This window comes from Hymenobacter rigui (genome assembly GCF_003944715.1).
Classification (GTDB): Bacteria; Bacteroidota; Bacteroidia; order Cytophagales; family Hymenobacteraceae; genus Hymenobacter; species Hymenobacter rigui.
On record NZ_RWIT01000001.1, the window covers coordinates 284,931 to 311,927 of the forward strand.

General features: G+C 60.9%; 26 protein-coding genes. 21 read left to right on the forward strand and 5 right to left on the reverse strand.

Translation table 11 applies throughout. The features are described from left to right. Positions 1-53 precede the first annotated feature (53 nt). From EI291_RS01205 to EI291_RS01245, 9 genes are all read left to right on the forward strand, one after another. Positions 54-983 (forward strand): phosphoribosylaminoimidazolesuccinocarboxamide synthase, encoded by a 930-nt coding sequence (locus EI291_RS01205; protein ID WP_125417442.1) that lies wholly within the window; start codon positions 54-56, stop codon positions 981-983. A 1-nt stretch (position 984) separates the two neighbouring features. Further along, complete coding sequence (locus EI291_RS01210) at positions 985-1,368, forward strand: nuclear transport factor 2 family protein (RefSeq protein ID WP_125417443.1); 384 nt, start codon at positions 985-987, stop codon at positions 1,366-1,368. Positions 1,369-1,417: 49 nt separating this feature from the next. After that, positions 1,418-1,972 carry a GNAT family N-acetyltransferase gene (locus EI291_RS01215; protein WP_125417444.1) on the forward strand — a complete coding sequence of 185 codons (555 nt, stop codon included), beginning with the start codon at positions 1,418-1,420 and terminating at the stop codon, positions 1,970-1,972. Further along, positions 1,956-3,242 carry a phosphoribosylamine--glycine ligase gene (gene purD / locus EI291_RS01220; protein WP_125417445.1) on the forward strand — a complete coding sequence of 429 codons (1,287 nt, stop codon included), beginning with the start codon at positions 1,956-1,958 and terminating at the stop codon, positions 3,240-3,242. Before EI291_RS01215 ends, purD begins: the two co-directional genes overlap by 17 nt. After that, on the forward strand, positions 3,226-3,939 hold the full coding sequence (purN, locus tag EI291_RS01225) for a phosphoribosylglycinamide formyltransferase (RefSeq protein ID WP_240635324.1): 714 nt from the start codon (positions 3,226-3,228) through the stop codon (positions 3,937-3,939). Before purD ends, purN begins: the two co-directional genes overlap by 17 nt. 67 nt (positions 3,940-4,006) lie before the next feature. After that, positions 4,007-5,512, forward strand: a complete 1,506-nt coding sequence (purF, locus tag EI291_RS01230; protein ID WP_044003455.1) for an amidophosphoribosyltransferase — start codon at positions 4,007-4,009, stop codon at positions 5,510-5,512. Between the two features lie 160 nt (positions 5,513-5,672). After that, positions 5,673-6,848 (forward strand): AIR synthase-related protein, encoded by a 1,176-nt coding sequence (locus EI291_RS01235; RefSeq protein ID WP_125417447.1) that lies wholly within the window; start codon positions 5,673-5,675, stop codon positions 6,846-6,848. Between the two features lie 665 nt (positions 6,849-7,513). Continuing rightward, on the forward strand, positions 7,514-8,566 hold the full coding sequence (locus tag EI291_RS01240) for an outer membrane beta-barrel protein (protein WP_170172449.1): 1,053 nt from the start codon (positions 7,514-7,516) through the stop codon (positions 8,564-8,566). 69 nt (positions 8,567-8,635) lie between these two features. Continuing rightward, on the forward strand, positions 8,636-10,018 hold the full coding sequence (locus EI291_RS01245) for an ammonium transporter (protein WP_125417449.1): 1,383 nt from the start codon (positions 8,636-8,638) through the stop codon (positions 10,016-10,018). Positions 10,019-10,117: 99 nt separating this feature from the next. Here the strand turns inward: EI291_RS01245 and EI291_RS01250 are convergent, their stop codons facing one another. Together EI291_RS01250 and EI291_RS01255 are read right to left on the reverse strand one after the other, a co-directional pair. Continuing rightward, on the reverse strand, positions 10,118-10,663 hold the full coding sequence (locus tag EI291_RS01250; RefSeq protein WP_125417450.1) for a hypothetical protein: 546 nt from the start codon (positions 10,661-10,663) through the stop codon (positions 10,118-10,120). A 183-nt stretch (positions 10,664-10,846) separates the two neighbouring features. Next, positions 10,847-11,059, reverse strand: coding sequence for a heavy-metal-associated domain-containing protein (locus EI291_RS01255; protein ID WP_044003450.1), 213 nt, complete (start codon positions 11,057-11,059; stop codon positions 10,847-10,849). Positions 11,060-11,240: 181 nt separating this feature from the next. Between EI291_RS01255 and EI291_RS01260 the strand changes: the two genes are divergently transcribed. Together EI291_RS01260 and EI291_RS01265 are read left to right on the forward strand one after the other, a co-directional pair. Beyond that, complete coding sequence (locus tag EI291_RS01260) at positions 11,241-11,774, forward strand: DUF4240 domain-containing protein (protein ID WP_125417451.1); 534 nt, start codon at positions 11,241-11,243, stop codon at positions 11,772-11,774. Between the two features lies 1 nt (position 11,775). After that, positions 11,776-12,441, forward strand: coding sequence for a hypothetical protein (locus EI291_RS01265; RefSeq protein WP_125417452.1), 666 nt, complete (start codon positions 11,776-11,778; stop codon positions 12,439-12,441). A gap of 179 nt (positions 12,442-12,620) precedes the next feature. Here the strand turns inward: EI291_RS01265 and EI291_RS01270 are convergent, their stop codons facing one another. Then, the gene (locus EI291_RS01270) at positions 12,621-14,108 is read right to left on the reverse strand and encodes a nicotinate phosphoribosyltransferase (RefSeq protein ID WP_125417453.1); all 1,488 of its coding nucleotides are present in this window, start codon (positions 14,106-14,108) and stop codon (positions 12,621-12,623) included. Positions 14,109-14,219: 111 nt separating this feature from the next. Here EI291_RS01270 and EI291_RS01275 point away from each other — a divergent pair, with 111 nt between their 5' ends. Then, entirely contained in the window at positions 14,220-14,855 is a 636-nt protein-coding gene (locus tag EI291_RS01275) for a DUF1345 domain-containing protein (RefSeq protein WP_170172450.1), read from the forward strand. Here EI291_RS01275 and EI291_RS01280 read toward each other — a convergent pair. Both EI291_RS01280 and EI291_RS01285 read right to left on the reverse strand, forming a co-directional pair. Then, positions 14,850-15,224 carry an STAS domain-containing protein gene (locus tag EI291_RS01280; protein WP_125417455.1) on the reverse strand — a complete coding sequence of 125 codons (375 nt, stop codon included), beginning with the start codon at positions 15,222-15,224 and terminating at the stop codon, positions 14,850-14,852. The genes EI291_RS01275 and EI291_RS01280 overlap by 6 nt on opposite strands. A 142-nt stretch (positions 15,225-15,366) precedes the next feature. Further along, positions 15,367-17,574, reverse strand: a complete 2,208-nt coding sequence (locus EI291_RS01285; protein WP_125417456.1) for a sensor histidine kinase — start codon at positions 17,572-17,574, stop codon at positions 15,367-15,369. A gap of 134 nt (positions 17,575-17,708) precedes the next feature. On the opposite strand from EI291_RS01285, the gene EI291_RS01290 reads away from it, so the two are divergent. From EI291_RS01290 to EI291_RS01330, 9 genes are all read left to right on the forward strand, one after another. After that, on the forward strand, positions 17,709-18,383 hold the full coding sequence (locus tag EI291_RS01290) for a response regulator transcription factor (protein ID WP_125417457.1): 675 nt from the start codon (positions 17,709-17,711) through the stop codon (positions 18,381-18,383). A 66-nt stretch (positions 18,384-18,449) separates the two neighbouring features. Continuing rightward, a complete protein-coding gene (locus EI291_RS01295) occupies positions 18,450-19,349 on the forward strand; it encodes a LysR family transcriptional regulator (RefSeq protein ID WP_125417458.1) in 900 nt (299 codons plus the stop codon). 116 nt (positions 19,350-19,465) lie between these two features. Next, positions 19,466-20,668 (forward strand): threonine synthase, encoded by a 1,203-nt coding sequence (locus tag EI291_RS01300; protein ID WP_125417459.1) that lies wholly within the window; start codon positions 19,466-19,468, stop codon positions 20,666-20,668. 322 nt (positions 20,669-20,990) lie between these two features. After that, positions 20,991-22,226 (forward strand): site-specific integrase, encoded by a 1,236-nt coding sequence (locus tag EI291_RS01305; protein ID WP_125417460.1) that lies wholly within the window; start codon positions 20,991-20,993, stop codon positions 22,224-22,226. Positions 22,227-22,311: 85 nt separating this feature from the next. Beyond that, positions 22,312-23,178, forward strand: a complete 867-nt coding sequence (locus tag EI291_RS01310) for a hypothetical protein (RefSeq protein ID WP_148103360.1) — start codon at positions 22,312-22,314, stop codon at positions 23,176-23,178. A gap of 108 nt (positions 23,179-23,286) precedes the next feature. Next, positions 23,287-23,613: a helix-turn-helix domain-containing protein gene (locus tag EI291_RS23465; RefSeq protein WP_125417462.1), complete on the forward strand. Its 327-nt coding sequence runs from the start codon at positions 23,287-23,289 to the stop codon at positions 23,611-23,613. A gap of 4 nt (positions 23,614-23,617) precedes the next feature. After that, positions 23,618-23,977 carry a hypothetical protein gene (locus EI291_RS01320; RefSeq protein ID WP_125417463.1) on the forward strand — a complete coding sequence of 120 codons (360 nt, stop codon included), beginning with the start codon at positions 23,618-23,620 and terminating at the stop codon, positions 23,975-23,977. A gap of 547 nt (positions 23,978-24,524) precedes the next feature. Next, complete coding sequence (locus tag EI291_RS22715) at positions 24,525-24,992, forward strand: BT4734/BF3469 family protein (protein ID WP_170172451.1); 468 nt, start codon at positions 24,525-24,527, stop codon at positions 24,990-24,992. A gap of 89 nt (positions 24,993-25,081) precedes the next feature. Continuing rightward, a complete protein-coding gene (locus EI291_RS01330; protein ID WP_170172452.1) occupies positions 25,082-26,977 on the forward strand; it encodes a DUF3987 domain-containing protein in 1,896 nt (631 codons plus the stop codon). Positions 26,978-26,997 lie beyond the last annotated feature (20 nt).

A 26,997-nucleotide genomic window follows, 5' to 3' on the forward strand; every position in this document is an offset into this window, starting at 1 on the left:
GGGGGCCGGGGGGTGAGGCACTTCGCCCGCACGACCTGATAAACTCACGCTGCATGAACACCCTCAACCACTTCGAAACGCCCCAGCTCGAACTCCTGCACCGTGGCAAAGTTCGTGACTCGTTCCGCGCCCCGTCGGGTGAGCGGCTGATTGTGGTTACCGACCGCCTGTCGGCCTTCGACTCGGTGCTGGAAACGCCCGTGGCGCACAAAGGGGCCGTGCTCAACGGGCTGGCGGCGTTCTGGTTCGACAAAACCCGGCACATCATCCCCAACCACGTCATCAGCCTGCCCGACCCCAACGTGACGCTGGCCCAGGAGGCCGAGCCCATCCGGGTGGAAATGGTGGTGCGCCACTACCTCACCGGCTCCATGTGGCGTGGCTACCAGCAGGGCCAGCGCAGCTTCTCGGGCGTAACCGTTCCCGACGGCCTGACCAAGCACCAACAGTTTCCCGAGTCCATCGTGACGCCCACCACCAAGGAGGAATCGGACCGGGAGATTACGCCCGAGAACCTGGTGGCCGAAGGCTGGGTGACGCAGGAGCTGTACGAGCAGATGCGGGTGAAGGCCTTGGAGCTGTTCAACTTTGCCTCCCGGTGGATGGCCGAGCGCGGCATCATTCTGGTGGATACCAAGTACGAGTTCGGGCTGCGCAACGGGGAGCTGCTGCTGATTGACGAAATTCACACGCCCGACTCGTCGCGCTTCTGGAGCGCCGACGACTATGCCCGCAACCCCGAGGCCGCCGAGCAGATGGATAAGGAGTACGTGCGCCAGTGGCTGATTGCCCACAAGCAGGACGGCCAGTACCCCCGCGCCCTCACGCCCGAAGTTTCGGCCGAGGCCACCCGCCGCTACCTCGATATCTACGAGCGTATCACCGGCGCCCCGCTGCCCGCTGCATCTTCTAACGACGACGATATGCAGGCCCGCATGGTGCGCAACCTGGTGCACGCCGGTATCATCCAAGACGCCAAGTAGCATGGAGTCCTCGCAGGCAAAAAAGCTGGTAACCGACTACATCGAAGCGTACAATGCCTTCGACGTAGCGGGTATGCTGCGCCATTTGCACGAGGAGGTGGTGTTTCGCAATATTTCCGGCGGGGAAGTAAATCTGACCACCACGGGCAAGGAGAGCTTCCGCCAGCAGGCCGAGCAAGCCAAATCGTATTTTTCGCAGCGCGAGCAGCGCATCACTGATTGGCAGTTCGCCGACAACCGCGCCGACGTACGCATCGACTACTTGGCCGTGGCGGCGGTGGATTTTCCCAACAGCCTGAAAGCGGGCGACGCGCTGCAGCTGCAGGGTAGGTCGGTATTTCAGTTTGCGGAGGACCGGATCATTTCCATTGACGACATTAGCTAAAACCACTCTGCCCGCCTCCGCAACCGCTTTTTCGCCCGTACTTCGCCCAATGTCCGAACCCTGCACCATTCGTCGCCTCCAGCCCCAGGATGCCCCGGCTTACCGGCGGCTTCGGCTGGCCTGCCTGGCCGAATACCCGGCCAGCTTCGGGTCGTCGGCCGAGGAAGAGGAGCGGGTGGGAGAGTTGCCGTTTGAGCAGCACATTCGGGCCGGTAACCCGGAGGCGTTTGTGCTGGGCGCGTTTGCCGCCGACGAACTAGTGGGCATGTGTGGTTTTGTGCGGGCGTCGCGCCAGAAAGTGCAGCACCAGGGCGAAATCCGGCAGGTGTGCGTGGCCCCGACCTACGCGGGTCACGGCCTGGGGCGCCGGCTGATGCAGGCCACGCTGGAAGCCGCCTTTGCGCTGCCCGGCCTCGAGCAGATTTCCTTGGGCGTGGTAGCCGGTAACACGGCCGCCACGCGCCTTTATCAAGGCCTGGGGTTCGTGGAATACGGCTACCAGCGCCAGTTTCTGAAACTCGGCTCCGACTATTACGACCATCGGCTGATGGTTTTGTTTCGCTCCGATTTTATTGCTTCTACCGTTCATGAGCACCAGCAATAACCCTATCGTACTCCTCGGCAGCGGGGCCCGGGAACACGCCATGGCGTGGAAACTGACCCGCGACGGCGCCACCGTGCACGTATTGCCCGGCAACGCCGGCATCCCCAACAGTCACCCCGAAATCAGCGCTACCGATTTCCCGGCCATTCAGGCTTTCTGCCAGGAGCACGGCGTGAAGCTGGTGGTAGTAGGCCCCGAAGCCCCGCTGGCGGCGGGCGTTACCGACTTCTTCCATGGCTCCGACATCCGGGTGTTCGGGCCGGGGCGGGCGGGCGCTACACTGGAAAGCTCTAAGGTGTGGAGCAAAGACTTCATGCGCCGCCACGGCGTGGCCACGGCCCAGGCCTGGCCTTTCCGCAGCGACAAGCTGGACGCCGCCCGCGCCAAAGCTACCGAGCTCAGTGGGCAGGTAGTGGTGAAGTTCGACGGGCTGGCCGCCGGCAAGGGCGTGTACGTGTGCTCCTCGGTAGCGGAAGCCCACGCCGCCCTCGACGACCTGGCCCGCCTGCACAGCGGCTGGTTTAGCTTCCTGCTCGAAGAAAAGCTCACCGGCCCCGAAATCAGCATCATCGGCATCACCGACGGCAACCGCATCCGGCTGCTCAGCCCTTCCCAGGACCACAAGCAGCTGCTGGCCGGCGACCAGGGCCCCAACACCGGCGGCATGGGCGCCTACTGCCCCGTACCCTTCTGCGACGACAACGTACTGGCCGCCATCCGCACCGATATTGTGGACCCCACCCTGCGCGGCCTGCAAAACGAGCAGTTCGACTTCAACGGCTTCCTGTACTTCGGCATCATGCTCACGCCCCAGGGCCCCAAGCTGCTCGAGTACAACACCCGCCTCGGCGACCCCGAAGCCGAAGTGCTGCTGCCCGCCCTGGAAAGCAGCCTGCTGGAGCTGATTGAAGCCACCCTCGACGGCACGCTGCAGCAAACGGTGGTGCGCCAGCGGCGCGGCCATTACGTGGGCGTGGTGCTGGCCTCGGGCGGCTACCCGGCCGCCAGCTTCCCCACCGGCTTCCCCATCACCGGCCTCGATCAGCTGCATCCCAGCATCCTGGCCTTCCACGGGGCCACCAAGCGCACCGAAACCGGCGAGCTGGTGACCAACGGCGGCCGGGTGCTGGTGCTGGTGGGCCACGGCGAGGAGCTGGAGGACGCCGTGCAGCACGTGTACCGCGAAGCAGAAAAAGTGAATTTCCAGGATGTGTACATCCGCACCGACATCGGCCAGCGGCCGGAACCGACCCTTGCAGGAAACTGGTAACCATAGCACCCGCAAAGCGCGCCTGGCCATTCTGCTGTCGGGCCGGGGCTCCAACATGGTGGCCCTGGTAAACGCCGTGCAACACGGCGTGCTGCAGGAGCTGGCCGAAGTAGCCGTGGTGTTCAGCAACGTGCCCGACGCACCCGGACTAGCCACGGCCGCCGGGCTGGGCTGCCCCACCGCCAGCCGCAGCAGCCAGGGCCGCAAGCGGGCCGAGTTTGACGCCGAGGTAGTGGAGGTGCTGCGCCAGTACCAGCCCGATTACGTGGTGCTGGCCGGCTACATGCGGATTCTGTCGCCCACGTTCATCCGGGCGTTTGTGGGACGCATCCTCAACATTCACCCCGCCGACACGCACCAGCACCAGGGCCTGCACGCCTACGAGTGGGCCTTCGAGAACCGCCTGCCCGAAACCAAAATCACGGTGCATCTGGTGGACGAAGGCCTCGACACCGGCCCCATCCTGGCCCAGCACCCGGTTGACCTGCGCGGGGCCGATACCTTGGCCGAAGTAGAGCGCCGCGGCTTGGCCGTGGAGCACCGCGTGTACGCCGACACCCTGGCGCAGCTCATCAAGCAGCAACTGGCCCCAACAGCAGTTCCCCAAGCAGCTGCTTCACCCGTTCATTCAACGCCATTGTCGTCTGGCTCCCCCTCTCTGCCGGAGAGGGGGCCGGGGGGTGAGGCGAATCGTTAGAACATCACCACCCCACCCACCACCCCCAGCGGCCTGCCAACGGGCAGCTGACAACTGACAACTCAACATGTGCGGAATAGTAGGTTTTTACGGTCCTGATGATGTTGCGCACGATATCGTGTTCGGCCTCACCGCGCTCCAGCACCGCGGCCAGGACGCCGCCGGCATTGCTACCTTCGATGACAACTTCCACCTCTGCAAGGGCAACGGGCTCATCTCCGACGTGTTCCGCCCCAAGCAGCTCAAGAAGCTGAAGGGCAACATCGGCATCGGGCACGCCCGCTACACCACTCAGGGCTCTGGTGATGCCGAGCTGGCGCAGCCGTTTACCACCAGCTACCCGTTTGGGCTGTCGATGGTGCACAACGGCAACGTCATCAACTTCCGCTCGGCCGCCAAGCGTCTGCATGAGAAGTACCACGTGCTGCCCAAAACCAGCAACGACCTGGAGCTCATCATGTACACCTTCGCCTCGGAGCTGCGCCTGAAAAACCTCGACAACCTCTCGGTTATCGACATTTTCGACGCCGTGGAGACGACGCAGGAGCTGGTGAAGGGGGCCTATGCCACCATCACCATCATTGCCGGCCACGGCCTGCTGGCCTTCAACGACCCGCTGGGCATCCGGCCGCTGGTGCTGGGCCGCCGCGAAACCGAGCGCGGCCCCGTCTTCGCCTTCGCCTCCGAGAGCACCTGCTTTGATTATCTGGGGTTTGAGTTTGTGGAAAACGTAGGCCCCGGCCAGGCGGTGTTCATCGATAAGGATTTCAAGGTGCACCACAAAAACCCGCAGGAGCAGCCGAAGAACTTCTGCGTGTTCGAGCACATCTACTTCGCCCGCGAAGATTCCACCATCCACGGCCGCCTGGTGGCCCGCGAGCGGGTGCGCTTGGGCAAGATGCTGGCTAAGAAGGTCATCGAGTCGGGGATTCAGCCGGATATGGTGATTGACGTGCCGTCGTCGGGCTACTTTTCGGCATCGGGGCTGGCCGAGGCCATTGGCGTGCCCTACCGCCGGGCGTTGGTGAAGAACAACCACATGGGCCGCTCCTTCATTGTAAGCAGCCAAGCCGGCCGCGAGGATATCGTCAAGAAAAAGCTCAACCCCATCCGCGAGTTTGTGGAAGGCAAAAAGGTGGCCGTGGTCGATGACAGCATCGTGCGTGGCACCACGTCGCGGCGCATCGTGCGCATTCTGCGCGAAGCCGGAGCCGCCGAGGTGTACTTCATCAGCAGCGCCCCACCCATCATTGCGCCCTGCATCTACGGCATCGATATGGCCATGAGCACCGAGCTGATTGCGGCCAACTACACCGAGGAAGAAATCTGCCGCTACATTGAGGCCGACAAGGTGATTTACCAGTCGGTGGAGGACTTGCAGGCGCTGTTTTCCGAGGAGAAAGGCCACGGCGGCAGCTGCTTCGCCTGCTTCACCGGCCAGTACCCGACAGGCGACGTGACCAAGTACCTGCGCCACATCCAGGAAGAACGCCAGAGCCACCGCACCGACAAAAAAGGCCCCGACGTCATTCCGTCCGTGAGTGCAAAAGCCCCCGAGCCGACTGAGCATTGATTGAGAGCTTAGATGTGAGAGCTTAGAACTGAGAAGTAAGAACTTAGAAAAACACCTTCGGAAAGCGCCTATTCCGGTAAGTACTTTTCTCTAAACGCTGAACTCTCAATCCTAAACTCTATCATCTTAGTTCTAAGCTCTAATTTCTAAGTTCTATAGAATGAACGATTTCAAAGCCACCGCTGGCTACTCCATCGAAGAAGGCAACGCCGCTTCCAAGAACGCCTTCCACTGGGCCCAGAAAACCTTCAGCACCCGCGCCGGCAAGCCCGGCGAGCCGGCCCAGAACCTAGCCGGGGGCTTCTCCAACGAAATCCGCTTCGGCAATGAGCGGCTGGGTATCGGCTCCGACGGCATCGGGACCAAGATTGAGGTGGCCGAGCGCCTGGACCGCTACGACACGCTGGGCTACGACCTGATTGCCATGGTGGCCGACGACCTCATCGTGGCCGGCTTCGTGCCCACCAACCTCTCCAACATCATCGATGTGAACACGCTCAACTACGAGGTGGTAGATGAGCTCATGCGCGGCCTGCACGACGCGGCCCAGTTCAGCCAGATTGCGGTGACGGGCGGCGAAATTGCTGAGCTGGGCAACCGCATTGGCGGCTACCCCGGTGCAAAAATGAACTTCAACTGGTGCTCCACGGCCGTAGGCGTGCTGCACCCGAGCCTGGAGCGCCCCCTGAGCGGGGCCAACGTGCGCGCCGGCCAGGCCGTGGTGGCGCTTCGCTCCCCGTCGTTCCGCTCCAACGGCTACTCCCTGGCCCGCCGCGCCCTCACCAAAGCCTTCGGCGACAAGTGGCACGAGGCGCCCTACGGGCAATTAGCAATTAGCAATGAAGAATTAGCAATTGGTGGTTCAGAGGCGAACAACTACCAACCAGCAACCAACAACCAGCAACTGACCACCGAAAACGCCACCACTTGGGGAGAGGTGATGCTGGCGCCCTCGCTCATCTTCTCGCCGGGCGTGGCGGCGGTGCTCGATGCGGGCCTGCCCGTGCACGCGGCGGCGCACATCACCGGCGGCGGCATTGCCGATAACTTCAAACGGGTGCTCAAGAATGGGGTAGGGGCCGAGCTGGATAACCTGTTCGAGCCCCTGCTTGCTATGCAGCAGCTGGCCGAGCTGGCCGGCATCACGCCCCAGGAAGCCTACCTCTACTGGAACATGGGCAACGGCATGCTGTTGGTAACCGAGCCCGAGCAGGCCGAAGCCGTAGCCGAAACCCTGCGCGCCCAGGGCTACCAGGCCCAGGTAGCCGGCCGCATCACCCCCGAGCCCGGCGTAACGCTGCACGTAGCCGCCGGCGAGCTGCGCTACGAGGGATAACACCAGCGGCCCCGCCCACCTGCCGCCCCAACTACACCAGGCCCCCAGCGTCCGTTCCGACGCTGGGGGCTTTTGCATATTACCAGCAGTGGCCGCCGGACTGTTCCGTTGGACTTCGTAGGCACCTTTCGGGCATTCCGTCGTCTGGGCTGAGTATCAGATACTGCATAGATGCTGATAAGGGCTTCGGTTCAGAAATGCTGTATTTAATAAATAGTCTCTTTATCTAAAAATACTATCGATTTATGGGTGTTTTATTGAATTGTATATCAAATTTCTAAAAAATGACTGTCGAATTGATAGGGGTATTGTTGTGATTGTATAATGATTTTATATATTGCCTCTACAATTGCAAGGGTAGGTTTTCGGCGAATTGCCGCTCCTGAATCCTTACACTGCTCTGAACACCCTCCCCAGGTACCATCCCACCCTGGCTCGTGAGGTGAGGCCCGTTACGCACAGGCCCTTACTGGTACTGCAGGACCAGTCAGCATAATTCCCCCTATTACCCGAGTACGCTGCCCGTGGCGGGGCGAAGAGTGGGTGCGCCGGCACTCGTTCGTCCGATGGCCCCTGGTAGTGAGAGTAAGCGTATCGGAAACCCCGGGCCCAGTGGTGGCGGGTGGGTTTCTGCACTTCAGTGTGTCACTCTTAACCCGGACTCTATGTTACTTTTTACTGCGCTGGCGGTGCTGTGTGCGCCTGTGTCGGCGGCCCCGGCCGATTCCGTGCCGGCTCGTCCCTACAAGCTGTCGGGCTACGCCGATGGGTATTACCGGTACAATTTTCAGAATCCGCGCGAAGCGCCTTATAACAACCTTACCAGCTTTACTAACAGTCACAATTCGTTTGAATTGGGCATGATTTCGCTGAAGGGTGAGCACACGGTGGGCAAAGTGGGCCTGGTGGCCGACCTGGGTTTCGGGCGGCGGGCCGAGGAATTCTCCTATACCGACGCCAACACCCGCTTTATCATCAAGCAGCTGTTTCTCACCTACGCCCTCACCGACAAGCTCAAGCTTACGGGGGGCAGCTGGGCCACGCATGTGGGCTACGAGTCAGTGGACCCCTACCTGAACCGGACATACAGCATGAGCTACCTGTTCTCGTACGGGCCCTTCTTCCACACGGGCATCAAGGCCGAATATCAGGTGGCTCCCAAAACCCTGCTGATGTTGGGCGTGGCTAACCCCACCGACCTTAAAAGTGCCAGCAACCTGCCCAAAACGGTAATTGCCCAGGTAGCCACCAGTACCGCCGACGATAAAATCAAGGCCTACTTCAACTACCAGGGCGGGCGGCAGCAGGACTCGCTGCGCCTGCAGCAGGCCGATGTGGTACTGACCTACGCGCTGTCGGAGCAGCTGAGCTTTTCCGGCAACGGCAGCGTGCAGTACCGCCAGCAGCGCACCGAAACCGGCTGGCAGAGCGGCCGGGCCTGGTGGGGCTCGGCCTTCTACGCCAACCTCGACCCGCGCCCCTGGCTGGGCTTCACGCTACGCACCGAGTATTTCTCCGACCACCGCAACGTGCTGGGTTTCGACGGCGAAGTGCTGGAAACCACCCTGGCCGCCAACCTGCGCAAAGACGGCTTCACGCTGATTCCGGAGCTGCGCCTGGACCGTAGCACCCAGGGAGCCCCCCTGTTTGCCGACAAAGCCGGCACGGCCCGCCGAACCACCATGGGTGCGCTGCTGGCCGCCGTGTACAAGTTCTAAGACTTCGGCGGGCTGGCCTACGCCGGACCTGCTTCTTCCCTTCACCTCCTTTTCACTCCCAATCGAACAATGGAAACTGCTCTTGCTCCTAAATCGAGGCTGAACTATGGTACGGTGGCGCTGCTGGTGCTGCTGGTGCTGAGCGGCGTGGCGGCCTTTGTGCCGGTGCCGCACCCGGCGGCCGAATCGGCTAGCGCCCTCAACGGCGCCGACGTGGCCTGGATGCTCACGGCCTCGGCTTTCGTGCTGCTGATGACGCCGGGCCTGTCGTTCTTCTACGGCGGCATGGTGCGCCCCAAAAACCTCATTTCCACCATGCTGCAAAGCTTCGTGGCCCTGGGCGTGATTTCGCTGGTGTGGTACTTCGTGGGCTTCTCGCTGGCCTACGGTACCTCTTGGCACGGGTTGATTGGCAACCCGCTCACCTTCGCGCTATTGCGCGACGTGGGCACGGCCCCGCACCCGCTGTTGTCGCCCACCATTCCGTTTATTCTGTTTTTTGCCTTCCAGCTGAAGTTCGCCATCATCACCCCGGCCCTGATTACCGGCTCGTTTGCCGAGCGGGTGCGCTTCAAGGGCTATCTGGCCTTCATCATCCTGTTTTGCCTGTGCGTGTACTGCCCGCTGGCCCACTGGACCTGGCACCCCGAAGGCTTCCTGCGCAAGTGGGGCGTGCTTGATTTTGCCGGGGGTACGGTAGTGCACATTTCGGCGGGCGTGGCGGCACTAGCCGGCGCGCTGGTGCTGGGGCCCCGCCGCAACAACCGCGAATCGGCCTTCTCCACGCCCAACGTGCCGTTTGTGCTGCTGGGTACCGGGCTGCTGTGGTTCGGGTGGTTTGGCTTCAACGCCGGCTCGGCGCTGGGGGCCAATGAAATGGCGGCCCTGTCGTTCGTGAATACCAACCTGGCCTCGGCCTCGGCTTTGGTGGTGTGGATGCTGCTGGAAATCAGCCGGGGCGGCAAGCCCACGGCCATGGGTGCCTGCATTGGCGCGGTAGTGGGCCTGGTGGCCATTACGCCCGCTGCCGGCTACGTCGATTACGGCCAGAGCATCCTGATTGGGGTAATTGGCTCGGCGGTGAGCTTCCTGGGCGTGTACTGGAAAAACAGCCGCACCGGCATCGACGATACGCTCGATGTATTTCCTTGCCACGGCCTGGGCGGCATCGTGGGGATGCTGCTGACGGGCGTTTTCGCCAGCAAAGTGGGCCTGGTCAACGGTACGGCCACCGTATTCAACTACCACCTGCTGGGGCTGGCCATCGTCATCGGCTACACCTTCGTGGTATCGTGGGGCCTGCTGAAGCTGACGGATGCCCTGTTCGGCCTGCGCGTGAAGTCGTCGGAAGAAGAACTGGGCCTCGACCTGAGCCAGCACGAAGAATCCACCTACCACGTCGACGAAGAGTTCGAGCGCACCTACCGCAAAGAGCTGGCCGGGGTGGAATAGCCCGGGTTTCGTTTATCGTTGCAGCTGGTTGTTGTCATTCAAAATTCCGGACGACAACCGCCTGCAGCGAAAAACAAACAACGAACAACGATAAACGAACTATTGCCCGGTGCTGACGGTGGGCTGGCCTTCGGGCAGCATGGCCTGGTGAAAATGGGTGAGCAGCTGTTGCAGCAGCGTGCTTATCTCGGCTAGTCGCCGGGTGCGCTGCCGGCTGGGACGGGTGTACACCAGGGTTTCCAACTGGATTGTAACCAGCCCGGGACTGTGCTTTCCGGCGCGGGCGTAGTCGGGGCGGGTGTGGGTGAGGTCGGTGAGGCGGTAGGAATAGCCGCCCTCGCGCACCTGCACCGTCAGGCGGCCGGCGTAATGCTCCTGGCCCCGGCGCAGCAGCACGTGGGTGCTGGTGGTGCCGGCGGCTGCGTTGGTGCGGCGGTTGCTGGCCTGATAGGGGCCGGTCGCGGGCCAGGCCGCCGCCCGGGCCAGCAGCGCATCGGCCGAGGCGTCGGGGGTGGTCTGTGTGCCCGCGTACACCACCCGGTGCGAGTGGGCATCGAGCGGGAGCGGGGAAAACTGATACGGCGTTTCCTGGGCCGGGGCCAACCGGCTCAGCAGCAGTCCGGCGGCCAAAAGCAAGCGTTTCATACGGGTGGGAACCTGGGTGGAGGCCAATACAGCCGCAAAGAAACTGTATACGCGCCGCTCGTGCCCCGGGTGACACTATCACACCTGTGAAAACTGTTGATCAGTAGGTAGTTGATGTCGAAAAAAGAAAAGGCCCGCCTGGTTCCTCCGAACCGGGCGGGCCTTTGGGCGTGACGGGGGCGGCTAAGCCACGGGCTCAATATCGAACCCGGCCTGGGCCACGGCTTTCAGCACCTGCTCGGGTATCACGTTCGGACCCTCCACGGTCAGGATTTTGGCGGGGTTGTCGGTATCCACCCGCCAGGTTTCCACGGTGGGTTCGGCGTCGAGGAAGGGCGTAACGGCGCGCACGCAATTGGCGCAGTTGATGCTGGTTTTGAAGTGCAGAGTAGGCATAAAAGCGGCAGATTTAGGCAGCAGCCTACGGCGGAAGGCCGCCGGCTGCTGGGAATGATACGGGTAACAACGAACCCAGGGCAAAAGTAGCCACCCCGCCCGCTGTCCGCGGTACAGACTTTAGCCGCCAGTGTGCCACATTTTGCCGTATTTCGGGGCGCAGGCGCTATACGTTGGTACTATGGATAAGAAAGAATTCTGGCAACTCATTGAGGAAGCCAAAACGGCCGCTCACGGCGACCAGCAGCAACAGGAAGCCGCTCTCATCAGCCAGCTGGCGCAGCTGGAGCCGGAGCAGATTATCGGGTTTGAATGTCGCCTGCGCGAATACCTGCTGGAGGCTGACCACTTCCACATCATAGCCGCCCAGAAAATCATCGACGGCTACGTTTCCGACGACCCCTATCTGTACTTCCGGTGCTGGCTGATCGGGCAGGGCGAAACCGTCTTCACCAACGCGCTGCAGAACGCCGATTCTCTGGCCAGCGTCATGGACGAAGGCTATCAGGATTTCGAGGAGCTGCTATACGTGGCAACGGAGGCCTTCGAGCAGCGCACCGGCAAAACCGAGGAGGACGACACCTTCCCGCGCAACGTGGCAAGTGCGCAAGGGCTGGACTATGACCTCGGCTCCGAAACCAAAGGCGAAGACTGGACCGAAAGCCAGCTCCCCAAGCTGCTGCCGAAGCTGTGGAAGAAGTTCGGCGTGGCGTAATATGTCAGCTGCTTATCAACTTGAAAAATGGGTCTGGACGGAAGCCGATTTTGAGCACATGGGCTGGCACGATGCCAGAATATATGCCATTCAGTTCGGCAAGGAAATCAGCTTTGATATTGATTACATCTTCCAGTGGGTACGAGAGGATGAAGATAGTTTCTTCTCCTTCTGGGTAGCGCCGGTAACATTGATGTTTCCTGAAGTAGCTAATGTTGCGATAAACGTTGATTTTCGGCTGGGTACGGAACTGGAAATCGAGCATATCCACCGCCAGACTTCCGCCGTCGGAGCTACCGAGTGGCACATCGAAACACATCAGGGAAGTATTTTCGTCACCGCTGAAAGTTTCCGCCAAATCATACGGCGTCCACCAACACTCCAGCTTGGTCAACGGCTCATGCCCGAAGAACGTGGACCTTCCTGCTTCGACGTGACGCCGGATGTGGATTTCGCGGAGTCAGCAGAAGTCAGCCGGTTGAAAACAGTGGACTTTGTCCGGCGTCAGAAAGCAACCGACGTAAGGTGTCTACGTCGTCAATTGGAGGCTTTGTCTGAGCAGCGGAATGCAGGAGCACTGGAGGTGAAGCGGTATTTGCAGGAAAAGCGTAGCCTGGAAAAAAAGATTGCCGCTCTGCTAAATGAGTTGGGTGCTGCGGAATGGTAATGAGAAGGCCCGGCTTTCGTAATAGCCGGGCCTTCATTTTAATCTACAGATAAGCTGTTCACCGCTGTAGAGACGTGACACTTCGCGTCTCCCGCCAGAACGACTGGTACCGCACTAGTCAGAACAACATCAGCAACGAGGAGACGCGAAGTGTCGCGTCTCTACAGCAGCCGTGACGCTTACGCCGGCCGTACGGTGCGCTTCTCCAGAATTAGCTTGGTGCGGAAGGTGTTCAGCGACTCTTCCAGGCCTACGGGGTAGGTGTGGGGGTTGAGGAAGCGGCGGATGCTGGGGTCGAGGCTCAGGACTTCGCGGTGGGCGCGGGCCCGGCTTTCCTGCAGGGTGGGCAGCGTGTGCACCAGCTCGCCCCGGCGGAAAATGGGCTCCAGCAGCTCCCGGTAGGGGGCGTCGAGGCGCACGGCGCGGCGGCGGGTGGCGTCCAGCGGGTCTACTAGCGTGAGTTGCTCGGGCAGGGGCTCGGCCACGTTGTAGAGCATATCGGCGCGGGGCTGGCCTTTGTCGGTTTCGTAGCGGCGCACCTGCAGAATGCCGGGAATGCTGGTTTTGGCCAGCTGCTCCGAGAGCTTGATGGTGAAGTCCCAGCCCGAGTCGTCGGGTTTGCGCAGGGCCGCCAGCTTGTACACGCCTCCCAGCGCCGGCTGGTCGTAGGCCGTTACCAGCTGCGTGCCGATGCCCCAGGTGTCGATTTTGGCGCCCTGCTGCTTGAGGCTGGTGATGAGGTTTTCCTCCAAATCGTTGCTGGCCACGATGCGCACGTTGTTGAACCCGGCCTCGTTGAGCAGGGCCCGGGCCTCGCGGCTGAGGTAGGCTAGGTCGCCGGAATCCAGGCGGATGCCGCCCAGCTCGTGGCCGTTGGCGCGCATCTCGCGGGCTACTTTAATGGCGTGGCGCACGCCTTCCAGCGTGTCGTAGGTATCCACCAGAAATACCGAATCGTCGGGGAAAGCCTTGGCGTAGGCGGTGAAGGCGGTTGCCTCGTCTTCGAAGGCCATTACCCAGCTGTGGGCGTGGGTGCCCTTCACCGGAATGCCGAAGCGCTGCCCGGCCAGTACGTTGCTGGTGGCATCGGCCCCACCCAGGTAGGCGGCGCGGCTGGCGCTCAGGCCGCCATCCACGCCCTGGGCGCGGCGCAGACCGAACTCCAGCACCGTATCGGAGCCGGCGGCCTCGCGGATGCGGGCGGCCTTGGTGGCAATCAGCGTCTGGAAGTTTACCAACGTGAGCAAAGCCGTTTCCACCAGTTGGGCCTGCAGCAGCGGGCCTTGCACCCGAATCAGCGGCTCGTTGCCGAACACCACGGTGCCCTCGGCAATGGCGTCCACGTCGCAGGTGAATTTGAGCTCGCGCAGGTACTGCAGAAACTCGGGCGGGAACATGGCCCCGCCGGCGCTGCTTTTCAGGCTGCCCAAGTAGGTAAGGTCATCCTCCGAAAACTTCAGATTCTGCAGGTAATCAACGGCGTAGGCTAGGCCGGCGGCTACCGCGTAGCCACCCTCAAACGGTGCCCGGCGGAAATACAGGTGAAATACGGCCTCGCGATCCTGCAGGCCCTGCTGCCAGTAGCCGTAGGCCATGGTAACCTGATACAGGTCGGTGAGGAGGCTGAGCGAGGGGGCGTACAAGCCGGAAAGCGGGGCTGAATTCATGCAATGCAACGGTTGAGATGCCGTAGCTTACGCAGAATATTTTATTTGGTCCTGATTGCTGCCGGTTCCGTGCCCACACGTCATTCTTCCTTTTCTCACCGCGTTGCCCTGTTGCCTGCCTGGCTGCGTCTGTCCATTGGCATTGTACCGGCGGGGCTGCTGTACGGCTACACGCCAGCTGGCTGGCCGGTTATGCTGCGCCTGCTCACGGCCTGGGATGGATTTGCGGTGACCACGCTGCTGGTGGCCTGGGTGATTATTCTGACAGCAGATGTGGGTCACATCCGCCGCATTGCCACCCGCGAAGACCCCGGCCGGGTACTGTCGTTCGGGTTTGTGCTCACGGCGGCCAGTGCCAGTCTGCTGGCGGTGGTGCTGCTGCTCTCATCCATCCGCACTGCCCACGACCCGCTGCTGGTAGCGCACGTGGCCGTAGGTGCCGTGGCCGTATTGGTGGCCTGGCTGCTGGTGCATACGCTGTTCACGCTACGCTACGCTCATCTGTTCTACAACACCGATAACCACCGACCGGAGGGGGGGCTGGAGTTTCCGGGCAAGGAGCCCGAGCCCGATTATCTGGATTTCGCCTACTTCTCCTTCGTGATTGGTATGACGGCGCAAACTGCCGACATAGGCATAACAGACCGGCAGATGCGGCGGCTGGCCCTGATACACGGTCTACTGTCGTTTGGGTTCAACACGGCCGTGGTGGCGCTTACCATCAACGGGCTGGCGGGGCTGCTATGAAGCCAGCCGCTGGTGCCCGGCCAGCGGATGCACGTGCTGGCAGTAGCGTTCCGCATCCAGCAATGATGGCACCACCGGCGGGCACAAAGCCGTAGGCAGCTTCGCCAGGAGCTGGTGGGTTTCGTTGCCGAGGTGGCACAGCACCAGCGGGATCTGGCGCTTCCGGAGCCGCCGGTAGTAGCGGGCCAATACCCGCAGCGCCGAAAACGACAACGAGTGCAGCTGGCTGCAGTCGACCCAGATGCTGGGCTTGCCGCTGCGGCTGGCCATCCGGAGCGCTTCGGTCAACTGGGCTTCGGCTGCCGGTAGTTGGGCTTCCGTGAGTATCAGCAGGTAGCTGTCGGGCAGAATTTCTCGATATACTTCCATAGCCTATCATATATACAGAAACCATCCTCCACTATTGCCGCCATCCGTCTGTGAGCCGTAGTCGGCTGTGTGGGCTGCTCGTATATACGGGCTGATAGTATAGTGGTTGATGTGTAAAATACTGATTTTTAGATAAGTAATTCTATTGACCGGTGGGTGGGCTGCACGGAAGCGCAAGCTGAACGGTGGTGCCCCGGCCGGGCTGGGAGGTTAGCTGCAGCGTACCCTGCAGTAGCTCTACCCGGTTACGGATGCTGATAAGCCCCAGCCCCTGCTGCGGCCCCGAGGTCGGTTCAAAGCCTACGCCATTATCCTGCACAGTCAGGTGCAGCCCGCCAGCCTGATAGGTAGCGCGCAGCAGAGCGGTGGTAGCGTGAGCATGTTTGAGAATGTTATTCAGCAACTCCTGTGCAATGCGGTAAGCAGCCATTTCAACCGCCGCCGGCAGCCGGTGAGGAAGGTCCAGAACCTGGAGCCGCACCTGCAGATGCTGGTGCGGAATGCGTTTGAGTAGCTCCTGCAGCGCCGTCTTCAGTCCAAAGTCGGCCAGTACGCCGGGGGTGAGCTCAAAGGAGATGGTACGGGTGGCCCGGATGGCTTCTTCCAGCACTGTGCGGGTAGCCTGCACCTCGGTACCGGCCGGGAGGCTGAGCTTGGCGGCGTACAGCAGCTGGCCCACCCCGTTATGCAGCCCTTCGGCAATGCGGCGGCGCTCCGTTTCCTGCGTTTCCAGCACCGCCGAGAGTATTTCCTGCTGCCGCCGCAGCTGCAGGCGTGTGGCTTCAGCCGCCAGATAGTTGCGCTGCGTTACGTCGCGGATAACCACCAGAACCCCCAGGCCGGTACCTTCCGGCATCTGGAGTGGCATCAGGTTGGCCTCGCAGTCGTGGTCGTGGCAGTGGAATGGCACGTTATAATGAGGCGTGAGCTGGCCGGCCAGGATGCTGTGCAATGGTGCCCCCGGCACTGTATCCGGCGCGAAAATGGGAAACTCGGTAAGCAGCTGGCCCAGCATAGTAGGGGCTGCTACTCCCGAAAGCTGTTCCATTACCCGGTTCCAGGCCGTTACGCGGCCGTGCTGGTCGCAGGCAATAATGGCATCGAGGCTGTAATTGAGCAAACGCTCGGTAAACTCCTTCTCAGTACGCAGGCGTTCCTTGCTCAGCTCCGATTCGGTGGCGTTGACGGAGAAGATAATGCCGCACTGCTGGCTTTCATCGTAAAAGCCAAAGCACTGCAGAAACACGGGTGCTTCCGCTACCATACCTCGGGCAATAAACCGCACGTGCTGTCCGGCCAGAATCTGGGCAATGGCTTCCTGCATATCCTGCAGCAGGTAGCCGGCCGGTGGGCTCATTTCCACGCCATCGGCGGTGTTGGGGTGCTGCAGCCCGGCCCCAGTCAGCTCCAGGATGCGTCCCTGTTGGTCAAAGCGGCACAAGACCAGCGGCAGGTTTCGGAGCATCAGTTCCAGCAGCTCACTCTTGCGGGTCAGCTCGTGGCGGGTCTGTTGGTGGTCCGTTATGTCGCGCAGCATGCCCGTAATGCGCACCGGCCGCTGCTGAGTATCAAACTGCACCTGCCCCATGGCCATGAGGTAGCGCAGGCCCTCGGTTGGGTGCAGCACCCGAAACTCCACATCGAAGGGCCGACGGGCCTGAACGGCTTGCTGAAACGCGGCCCGGAGGCGCGGCAGGTCGTCGGGGTAAATCAGATGCAGCAGGGCTTCGTGGGGGCTGATGGCTTCGGGGCTGCCCAGGATGGTTCGGGCACGTTGGTCGCAGTACGTTTTACCGGCCGGCAGGTGGCTGATCCAGAGCCCGGAGTTGGTAGCCGCCAGCATCAGCTGCAGACGGGTTTCGCTTTCGTAACTGCTGCCGGGCGTGGGGCGGCGGTCAGAGGTATCTTCCCAGCTGACGTGGTACAGCACGTCATCGGGGAGTTGAACGGCGGTAATCACAATATCCTCCCAGAACTCTTCCCCATTCAACCGGCGACCCAGCCAGGCAAAGCGGGTCCAGCCCAGGCGGCGGGCCTGCTCCAGCACTTCGGCCACGCGCACCGGGGTTGGGCAGCCATCGGGCTGCACGGGCATGGAAAAGGAGCCAATCGGTTTGCCAATCAGCTGCTGTCGGCTGGTGAGGCCCAGCAGCTGCAGCGCGGTAGCCGTACAGTCGGTGTACACGCCGTTGCGAATAATGAGCACGGCTTTGTAAGGCTGCTCGAATAGCTGCTGGTAGTATTCGGCCCGGCTTTCGGCGGCGGCCAGGGCCGCACGGGCCGCCGCCAGCTCGGCCCGGAGCTGCTGGGCTTCGGATACCGCGTTATGGGGGAAAGGGGTGGTGGACATAGCAGCAGTTAAGAAACAGAGACGAAATTTGGGGCGGCCGCCGTGCAGCCGTGGCCGGTGGTATTGCGTACTACTACCGGGCGCCGCTGCCTGCTGCCGGACCGGCCGGCGCAAGTGTAGCGGCCAGTAAAAGTATGATTCGTATTGTGCTGGCCGACGACCATGCCATCCTGCGCGACGGTATCCGGGCCTTATTGGCCAGGGAGGCCGATATGGAAGTGGTGGGCGAAGCCGCCAACGGCCGCGTGCTGCTTGACCTGCTGGCTACTACCCCCGTTGATGTGGTGCTGATGGACGTGAACATGCCGGTACTGGATGGATTTGCCGCCGCCTCCCTCATACGCACCGAGTTTCCGCAGGTACGGGTACTGGTGCTATCCATGCTCGACCACGAAAACTACGTGTACCGCATGCTGCAGGCCGGGGCGCTGGGCTACGTGCTCAAAAATGCCGACATCACCGAAATTACCCACGCCATCCGGACGGTGGCCGCCGGCCGCGAGTTCCTGTGTACGGAAATCGGCCTGAGCATGCTGCAGCGGCTGGTGCAGCAAACGCCGGGCAGCAGCCCCGGGTACGGCCCCACGCCAGCCGCGGCCCGGTCTACTAACCCCGTGGAGCTGTCGGGGCGGGAGCTGGAGGTACTGCGCCTGATTGCTGAGGGCCTGACCAATGCTGAAATAGCCGAGAAGCTATTCACTAGTAAGCGCACCATCGAAACGCACCGCCAGAACATCATCGAGAAAACCCAGGCCAAAAATACGGCCGCCCTCATCCGCTACGCCATGAACCACGGGCTGATTGAGTAATAACCAATTTCGGGGCCTGTTGCACATTCCTGCCTGCTTTCCTTCCCCAGGCACCTGTCTTCCTCTATGCTTTCCACTCAGCACGAAGTATTCCTGGAAGTAGCCCGCCGCCTGAGCTTTACCAAGGCCGGGCAGAGCTTGTTCCTGAGCCAGTCGGCGGTGAGCAAGCAGGTGAAGGCGCTGGAAGAATACTATAGGGTAGGGCTGTTTGAGCGACTCGGCAACACGGTGGCCCTCACGCCGGCCGGCCAGCTGCTGTACCGCAAGCTGCTGCTGGCCCAGCAGCTGCAGGCCGAGCTGCGCCAGGAAATGGCTGCCCTGAGTCCCCGTTTCATCCCCGACATTCAGATGATTATCGGGGCCAGTACCACGGTGTCGCTGTACGTGTTGCCGGCGGTACTGTCAGCGTATCTGGCGGAGCACCCGCATACCCAGCTTACGCTCAAAAACCGCAACAGCGAGAATATACTCAAAGCCCTGCTCGACCACGAAATCGACCTGGGCGTTATCGAGGGCATTCACCGGGTCAGCAACGTAACCTACACGCCGTTGCTGACCGATGATGTGGTGGCCGTCTGCTCGGCGCGTAACCCGTTGCGCCATCGGCAGCTGGCGGTATCCGACTTGTACCACGTGCCATTGGCGCTACGCGAGGCGGGCTCGGGCACCCTGGCCGTGCTGGAGCAGGCGCTGCAGGCCCAGGGCATCCGTTTGGCCGACCTGCGGGTGCAGGTACGGTTGGGTGGCACCGAGGCCCTGAAAAACTTTGTACGGGTAGATGATCAGGTACTCGCCTTCCTGCCCCGGCAGGCCGTGGCCCGGGCGCTGGCCGCCGGCGAGCTGGCCGAAGTAGTGGTGCGCGGCTTGCAGCTCAAGCGGCACTTCGAGTTCATTCAGCGGCGCGGCACCGAGAATCTGGCCCCTTTCCGTGGGTTTATGCAGTTTGCGCTACGCCACTATTCCTAGGCGGAATAACCTATGCCGAAATACCATTTGCTGCAGGCATAACTGATGCCCTACTTGCAGGCGTTTCTACCCCCAAGGAAGCCGCCACGAAGGAGCTTCCGCGTTGTTGCCTGCTCATGTTATCTACTCCTGCCATTTCCGTTAGCCTGCTCACTGAGCTCTGGTGCAGCCGCTGCCAGGCCCCACACGCTGCCGCCACGGTGCACGCCCTTTCCGGCTGCTGTGGCGTGCCCCTGCTGGCTGGCTATGCCACCGATGCCGGACCGGACCGCACGGTGCTGGCCGGCCGCGAGGCTACCATGTGGCGCTATCGGGAGCTACTGCCGCTACTCAACGAGGCCAACCGGGTGAGTCTGGGAGAAGGTATGACGCCGCTGCTCACCCTAGATAATCTGGCGGCGCGCTACGGGCTTCGCTCCCTGCGGCTCAAAGACGAAGGCCAGAACCCTACCGGCTCGTTTAAAGCCCGGGGCCTGAGCATGGCTGTATCCATGGCCAAGGAGTTAGGCACGGCTGGCTGTATCATTCCCACTGCCGGGAATGCCGGGGTAGCCATGGCCGCGTATTGTGCCAAGGCCGGCCTGCCCGCCACGGTAGTCATGCCGCGCCATACGCCCACGGCCTTCCAGGAGGAATGCTACTGGTACGGGGCCGATGTGCAGCTGGTAGATGGCCTCATCAACGACTGTGCCGCCCGGGTGCGGGAGCTGAACGCTGCCGGCCACCTGCTCGATGTGTCCACGCTCAAGGAGCCGTACCGCCTAGAAGGCAAGAAAACCATGGGCTACGAGCTGGCCGAGCAGGGCCACTGGCAGCTTCCCGATGTGCTGGTGTACCCGGCGGGTGGCGGCACGGGCCTTATTGGCATCTGGAAAGCCTTCCGCGAAATGCAGGCCCTGGGCTGGCTGCCCGCGCACATCCGGCTGCCGCGTATGGTGGCGGTGCAGGCCCTCAGTTGCTGCCCGCTGGTAGAAATCCTGGCCGGCCGCCAGCCCAACTGCCAGCAGTACCAGGGCCGCCCCACCATTGCCAACGGCCTGGCCGTGCCCCGTCCGCTGGGCGAAGCTCTCATGCTGCAGGTGCTGGCCGAATCGGGTGGAACGGCTTTGGCTATCAGCGACGAGGATATGCTGGTAGGCATGCGCGAGCTGGCCCGGCTGGAAGGCTTGTTTGTAGCGCCCGAGGGCGCTGCCGTCTGGATGGCTACGCGGCACCTGCTGGCTACCGGCTGGCTGCAGCCCAACGAAGAGGTAGTGCTACTCAACACCGGCTCCGGTCAGAAGTACCTCGATAATGTGCTGGGCCGTTACTCCGCCTGAAATCCGGGCAGCAGATACGAAGGCAGTGTATTCTGACAAAATAAATAAGCCGTCAGTCTCGGGTACAGAGGCTGGCGGCTTTACTATACAAGCAGAAAAAAAGTAGCCGCGACGGGACTTGCACCCCACGATTTACCCCGATTCAGCCTTACAGAAAAATGCCCATATACAGGCTGGAAAGGGCTTTTTTAAAAATAGGTAGTCGGGATAAGTCGGGCCAAATCCGCTATAATCAGATTTTTTGTCCCCCAAACTGTCCCCCGGATTCGGGTTCGGGGGACAAACTTTTTATCTTTCGTACGGCAACTACTTACCCGTACACATGATAACTATATCCTTCCTGCTTCGGGAGCCTAAGAGCCCGGAGCCGACCCCGATTTTTGCGTTTGCATCCTTCAACGGGCACCGCGTGAAAGTGCCCACCGGCCTGCGGATTGCGCCCCACCAGTGGATAGTGAAAAACCAGCGCGGGCAAGCCAAAGGGCGCAACAACCCCAACGGCTCAACCAACGACCGGCTAGACGCAATCGAAACCGCCCTAACGGAGTGCCATGATACTGCCGTAGCGGCCGGCCGCCTGCCTTCTCCCGATGAGTTACGCGCCGCCGTGGCCCTGAAAGAAGCGGAGCCGGCCCCCGTGGCCCGGGTGTTCTGGGACTATTTCACCGAATGGATTAGCCTGACCCGCGCCGCCGGACAGGTACGCACGGCCCAAACGTACGCCACCGCCGCCCGGCACCTCCGGGAGTTTGGGCAAGCCAGTGGCACGGCCGTAGATTTTGACCTCATTACGCCCGCCTGGGGCGACAAATTCACCGCGTACCTGCTGCATACCGCACACCAGACGGATAACACCATACAGAAGCACGTAACGCGCCTGAAACGGTTTATGAAGTGGGCCGCCGAACGGGGCTACCACGAAACCACCGGCTACACGCGTCTTACCTGGAAGCGTCAGGAACCCGATATAATGACGCTAACGGCGGAAGAAGTAGAGCAGCTGGAAGCCCTCGAACTCCCGGCCGGCGGCTACCTCGACAACGCCCGGGCCCTGTTCCTGCTCAGCTGCTACACGGGCCTGCGCTACTCCGATTTGGTGAGCATCCGGCCGGAGCACCTTCGCGGCTCAACTTTGCGCCTTACTACTCAAAAAACCCGCGAAACTGTTACCATACCGCTGCAGTCCCGCGCCCTGCCGATTGTGCGCAGAATGATTGCCGGCGAAGTGCGGGCGGTGTCCAACCAGAAGCTAAACGATTACCTGAAAGAGCTAGGAGAGCGGGCCGGTATTACGGAACCCATTGAGGTTATCCGCTACCGGGGCGGCAACCGGGAAAGCACTACGCTTCCGAAGTGGCAAAAGCTAGGCTGCCACACCGGCCGCCGCACCTTTGTAACCCTGAGCCTGGAAAGGGGCCTACGGCCGGAACTGGTAATGAAGATTACCGGGCACCGGGACTGGAAGTCATTCAAACGGTACGTGAACATTACGGAACAAGCTGTAGAAAGAGAGTTTGCCCGCGTTTATGAAATGCCAATGTCTTTGAAAATAGCATAGTATCAATATGAAGTACCATGACAGTGCGCTAGGTATGTCTAATTATAATACAACAGGCATATCGAAGAGTTTGCCCAACTCTATTGTGAAGCCAATAGTTATTCCTTTCAAATCCTGGGAAAAACCTTTTAAACCATCAGGAGTTAGCCTGCCGACTGCTCGCATTGCCCCAAAAAGATCATTGGGAAGCCTGATAACTAGCTATTTATCAAGATTTAATAGTGGTGATTTTTACCTGTTTTCACAGGTGTTATCAGGCTTAGTAAAATTAGAGTTTGATAATGGGGGAATAAGTGAAGAAGAATATCATCTATTTGAGTCAGTGAAAAATACTGTTTATAAGAATTTTGAATTAACTAATAAAAATAATATATGCCATCATTGTGGGAGTATATTTATGTCTTTGTCTAGTTGTGAATTTTCAAAGGATTATATATTTGTAACACTTGAATCAGCTTATCAAAATGCTCTCAAAATTGATATGAATTTTGGTTGCATTTTTCTAAATGAATTGGAAAGAGGGTTGCGTATAATGCCAATTAAGCCAAATAATAAAAATTATGCAGAAAGGTGGATTAAATTAAAAAGGAGTAGTATGAAATCAGATGTAGCCATAAGCTATGAGGCTATAAGTTCACAAGAAGATCCTAATAATTATCCCTTTACTATGATGGATATCGACAAAATAGCTTTTGGAATAGGGCTGATATCGTCGGATGGTATCTATTGTGGTAAGCCCGGATTGGCACTGAGTAGTATGGCGGGTTTTTATAATACTTTAAGAGATAAAAAAATAATCAAAAGAAAGGGTTGGAGTTTAGAAAAACTGCGAAACTATTTTGGAATAAGATATCATAAGGCAGTGAAAGGAACTGTTAATAGAAGCTCTGACGTTTTCAAGGAATTTGAGGAATTTACTGAGAAGGCTATAGAGAACTTTGGGAGGGAGTAAGAATCAGGGTAAAATCAGGGGATTTATTACTGCTCTATTTCAACCCGATTAATACAGGCTGTTTTGCACCATCCCAGCCGGACAATTCCCCGGCGGGCATGATGCACTATGCAAACCATACTAACTACCGGAGTATCCTACTCCCAGCTCTTAGAGGATCTAAGGGCAATTATTCGGCATGAAGTAACCAGTAATGGCCCGGCCCCAGCGGAAACGGCGGAAGCCGCCGGGCCTGAACTGCTAACCGTGCGAGACGCGGCAACATTGCTAGATGTGTGCCCGGCCACCATTCACGACTGGAAGCGGCGTGGAATGTTGCCTTACCACAAAATCGGCGGCCGATCCTACATCAAACGCGCCGACGTATTGAACGCGTTACAGGCACATCAGCGCACGGCAAAGCCAGCCAAGAAAGGAGGGGCGCGCCGTGGCTAATAACGTGCTGCTACTCGATGCCCCGCCGGTGCTGCTACTGGCCGGCGGGCTCCCGTGTCTGGCTTATCCCGTGCGCCGCCGGGATTGGCCCGCCGTGCCGGCCGGGGCCGCTGTGGCCCTGCTCACAACGGGGGAGGGGCTAGACTACGGCCCGCGCATTTTGTGGGTAGGCCGCGCTGTTACCAATCTGCTTACCTCTTACCGGGGCGGTGCGCTGGCGTTCGTACCCGCCGACCCCAGCCCCGGAGACGACCCCGTATTTCGGTTTGAGGCTGACGAAATAAAGCGGCTGTACTTGCTGAACCCGGCCGCCGATACCTTGCCCACCACCGTAACGGGCCCGGCCCGCCGCCGCCGTGGCTAACGCTACACCGCCCGCCGCTATAGATGCCGCCGCCGTGCGGGCCCTTTTCTCCGATTATAGCCCAGCCCTTACCCGCACGGCTGCAGAACTGGAAGCTGCTTTGCACCAGCGTGGGTATGCCGGCCCGCTGGCCGATTGGTTGCCGATACTCCGGGCCGGTGGCCTACGGGAGCCGCGTCGTGGGGTGTTTGGTGCTCCTGAAAGGACTGATAATAGCAGGGAATTAGCAGGTAATTTGTCCGAAACGCCGGACAATAGCAGGAATGAAGCAGGAACAGCGGCTACTGCTCCGGGCGAAGCTGGAAGCGGCGTTGAATCCATACCTAACCAACAGCCAAAGCAGCCGGATAGCAGGCATGAAACAGGTAAGCCAGTCGCCCCGGCAATTGTGTCGATTCTGTCATGTTTGACAACGGATAACAGTAACGAAACAGTAACAAACAGCCCGCCGCCGGGCATACCGGAGCCACCCCGGTTTAGCTACTTCCGGGGCGGTATCCGCACAGCGGCTCCGTATGCGGCCGTAACCCCGCGCCAACTTTGGGAAGTGGTACACGGGCCCCGGTTTGCGGCGGCTACTGAGTGGCTCCGGCAAGCTCCGGCCGGTAGTGAGCAGCGGGCCGAACGGAAAAAGGCCCTAGACTACGTTACGCCCGCCGGCACCTTTGCGCCCACCCGTGCCAACGGCAACCTGCAAACATCTTCCGGCCTGTTGGTGCTGGACTTTGACCACTTGCCCGACGTGGCCGCCGCCCGCGCTGTCTTACTGTCGGATGCGCTGCTGCAGCCGGGCCTGGTGCTGCTGTTTACCAGCCCCGGCGGCGAAGGGCTAAAGGCCCTGCTGGAAGCCGACCCCGCCGCGTCGCACCTCGACAACTTCCGGGCCCTGTCGGGCTATTTGGCGGGGTGCTACGGCCCGGAGCTGCAGCCCGACCCCAGCGGCAAAGACGTGGCCCGCGCCTGCTTTGTCTGCCACGATGCCGACGCCTGGCTAAGCCCGCGCTTTGGCGGGTAATGCTCTGTCAGCTGGCCGGCGGGGTTTTTATCCAACCGGCTAACAACTGCCCAGAACTATACAAAACACTACATTTTAACGAGCTGGCAATGCCTCTTACCCTAGCTGACCTCCGGGCCGCGACCCCACCGCCCGACCCGACGAAACCCGACACATCAACGCGCACGGGGCAACCCGCCGACGGGGCCGCCGGGAGTTTCGAGAGCAATACGCGCGGGTGCGCGCCCGCGCGCGAGGGCGCGCCGGACTTGACAACTATTGACATCCCTACGCGTGCGCGCGTGCCCGCGCGTACTGGGGTCGAAACTCCCGACAGGACAAAACAGGACACCCCTACACGCGCGGGCGCGCCCGCGCGTACTGGTCCGATAATGCCGGGGGCGGCGCTGGATTGGTGCGTGCTACAGTATGAGCAGCGGCACGGCGGCTTCCCGGCCCGGGGTGGGCGTAATGCCTGGCTTGCGGCTTTGGCTTTCTTCTGCAACGAAAAGGGCGTGCCCCAGTCCGACCTGGAAAGCCACGCCGCCGGGTACGCGGGCCCCGACTTTACCACCGACGAAATTGCCCGCACCATCCGGGGTATCTATCAGCGCGAAGCTGCCCACCATAGCAGCAAGCCCTGGGAGCCGCCTACCGTTCGCCCTAGTTTTAGGGAGGAACAGCGCGCCGCTACCGTGGCCCCGGTGGCTCCGGCCGTACCCCTCAACACGCCTACCATTCCGCCGGAGGTGTACCAGCTGCTTCCGGAGTTTCTGCAGCAGTGCTGCCAGCCTTTGCCAACCGCCCGGGAACGGGACGTGCTACTAACCGGCGCGCTGGCCGTGCTGTCGGGGTGTTTCCCGACGCTGGAAGGGTTATACCGAAACAAGGTTATAGGGGCCAACGTGTACGCCTTTGTAGTGGCCCCGGCGGCCTCCGGTAAGGGCGCGCTGGATTGGGCCCGCCGGCTGGCCTGGCCGCATCATCAAGCATTGCGCGAAGCCAGCCAGCGGGAGCGGGAAGGGTACGAGCTGCAGCTACAGGAATACGAGCAGCAGAAGCGGGCCGCCAAAGCCGGCGGGCCGCTGCCACCCCGGCCCGTGGAACCGGCACGCCGCCGGCTATTCATTCCGGCCGATAATGGCGCGGCCAACGTGGTAAAGACGCTAGCAGAAAACGAAGAACGGGGTATTATCTGCGACACGGAAGCCGACACGCTGAGCGGCGCGCTAAAGCAGGACTTTGGCGACTACTCCGCCCTGCTACGCAAATGCTCCGAACACGAACCGCACCTATACGACCGTAAAACAGCCGGCACCTACGAGCTGAGCCGGCCGGCCCTGTCGGTGGCCTTGGGAGGTACGCCGGAGCAGGTAGCCCGGCTTATTCCCAATGCGGAGGATGGGTTGTTTTCGCGCTTCTGGTTTTACGCCTTTGAAGCCCCGCACCAGTGGGACAACCCGTTTGCCGAACCCGCCGGCGGCTCCCTCGATACTTGGTTTGATGCGCTGTCGGTGCGTATATCCGAAATGATAGCCGCCGCCGGTGCCGGGCGGGTGTTGGTGCGCCTTACCAAGTCCCAGCAGGTACGCTTTAGCACGGCTTGGGAAGCCTGGCTAAGCGACGGAATAGCCGACTTTGGCGAAGGCTCCGGTAGTGCCGTAAAACGCCATGCCCGCGCCTGCTTCCGGCTCTGTATGCTGCTGACGCTGCTACGCTGTTTCGAGAACGGCGAAGCTCCCGCCGGCCGCATCCTTACCTGCGAAGATGCCGACTTAACCGCCGCCCTGGCTATTGCCGACGTGTACCGCCGGCACGCGCTGGCATTGTACGAACGGCTACCCCGCCCCGCCGGCTCTGCGTTCAAATCGGCTAGCAAGTACGCCGGTAAAGCGGAGCAGGAAGCCCGCGTGCGGGAGCTACACGGGCAAGGGCTAAGCCTCCGGGAAATAGAGGCCCAAACCGGCGTACCCTTCAATACCGCCGCCCGGTGGCTCCGGGTGTAGTGTACCGTGTACCATTTTTG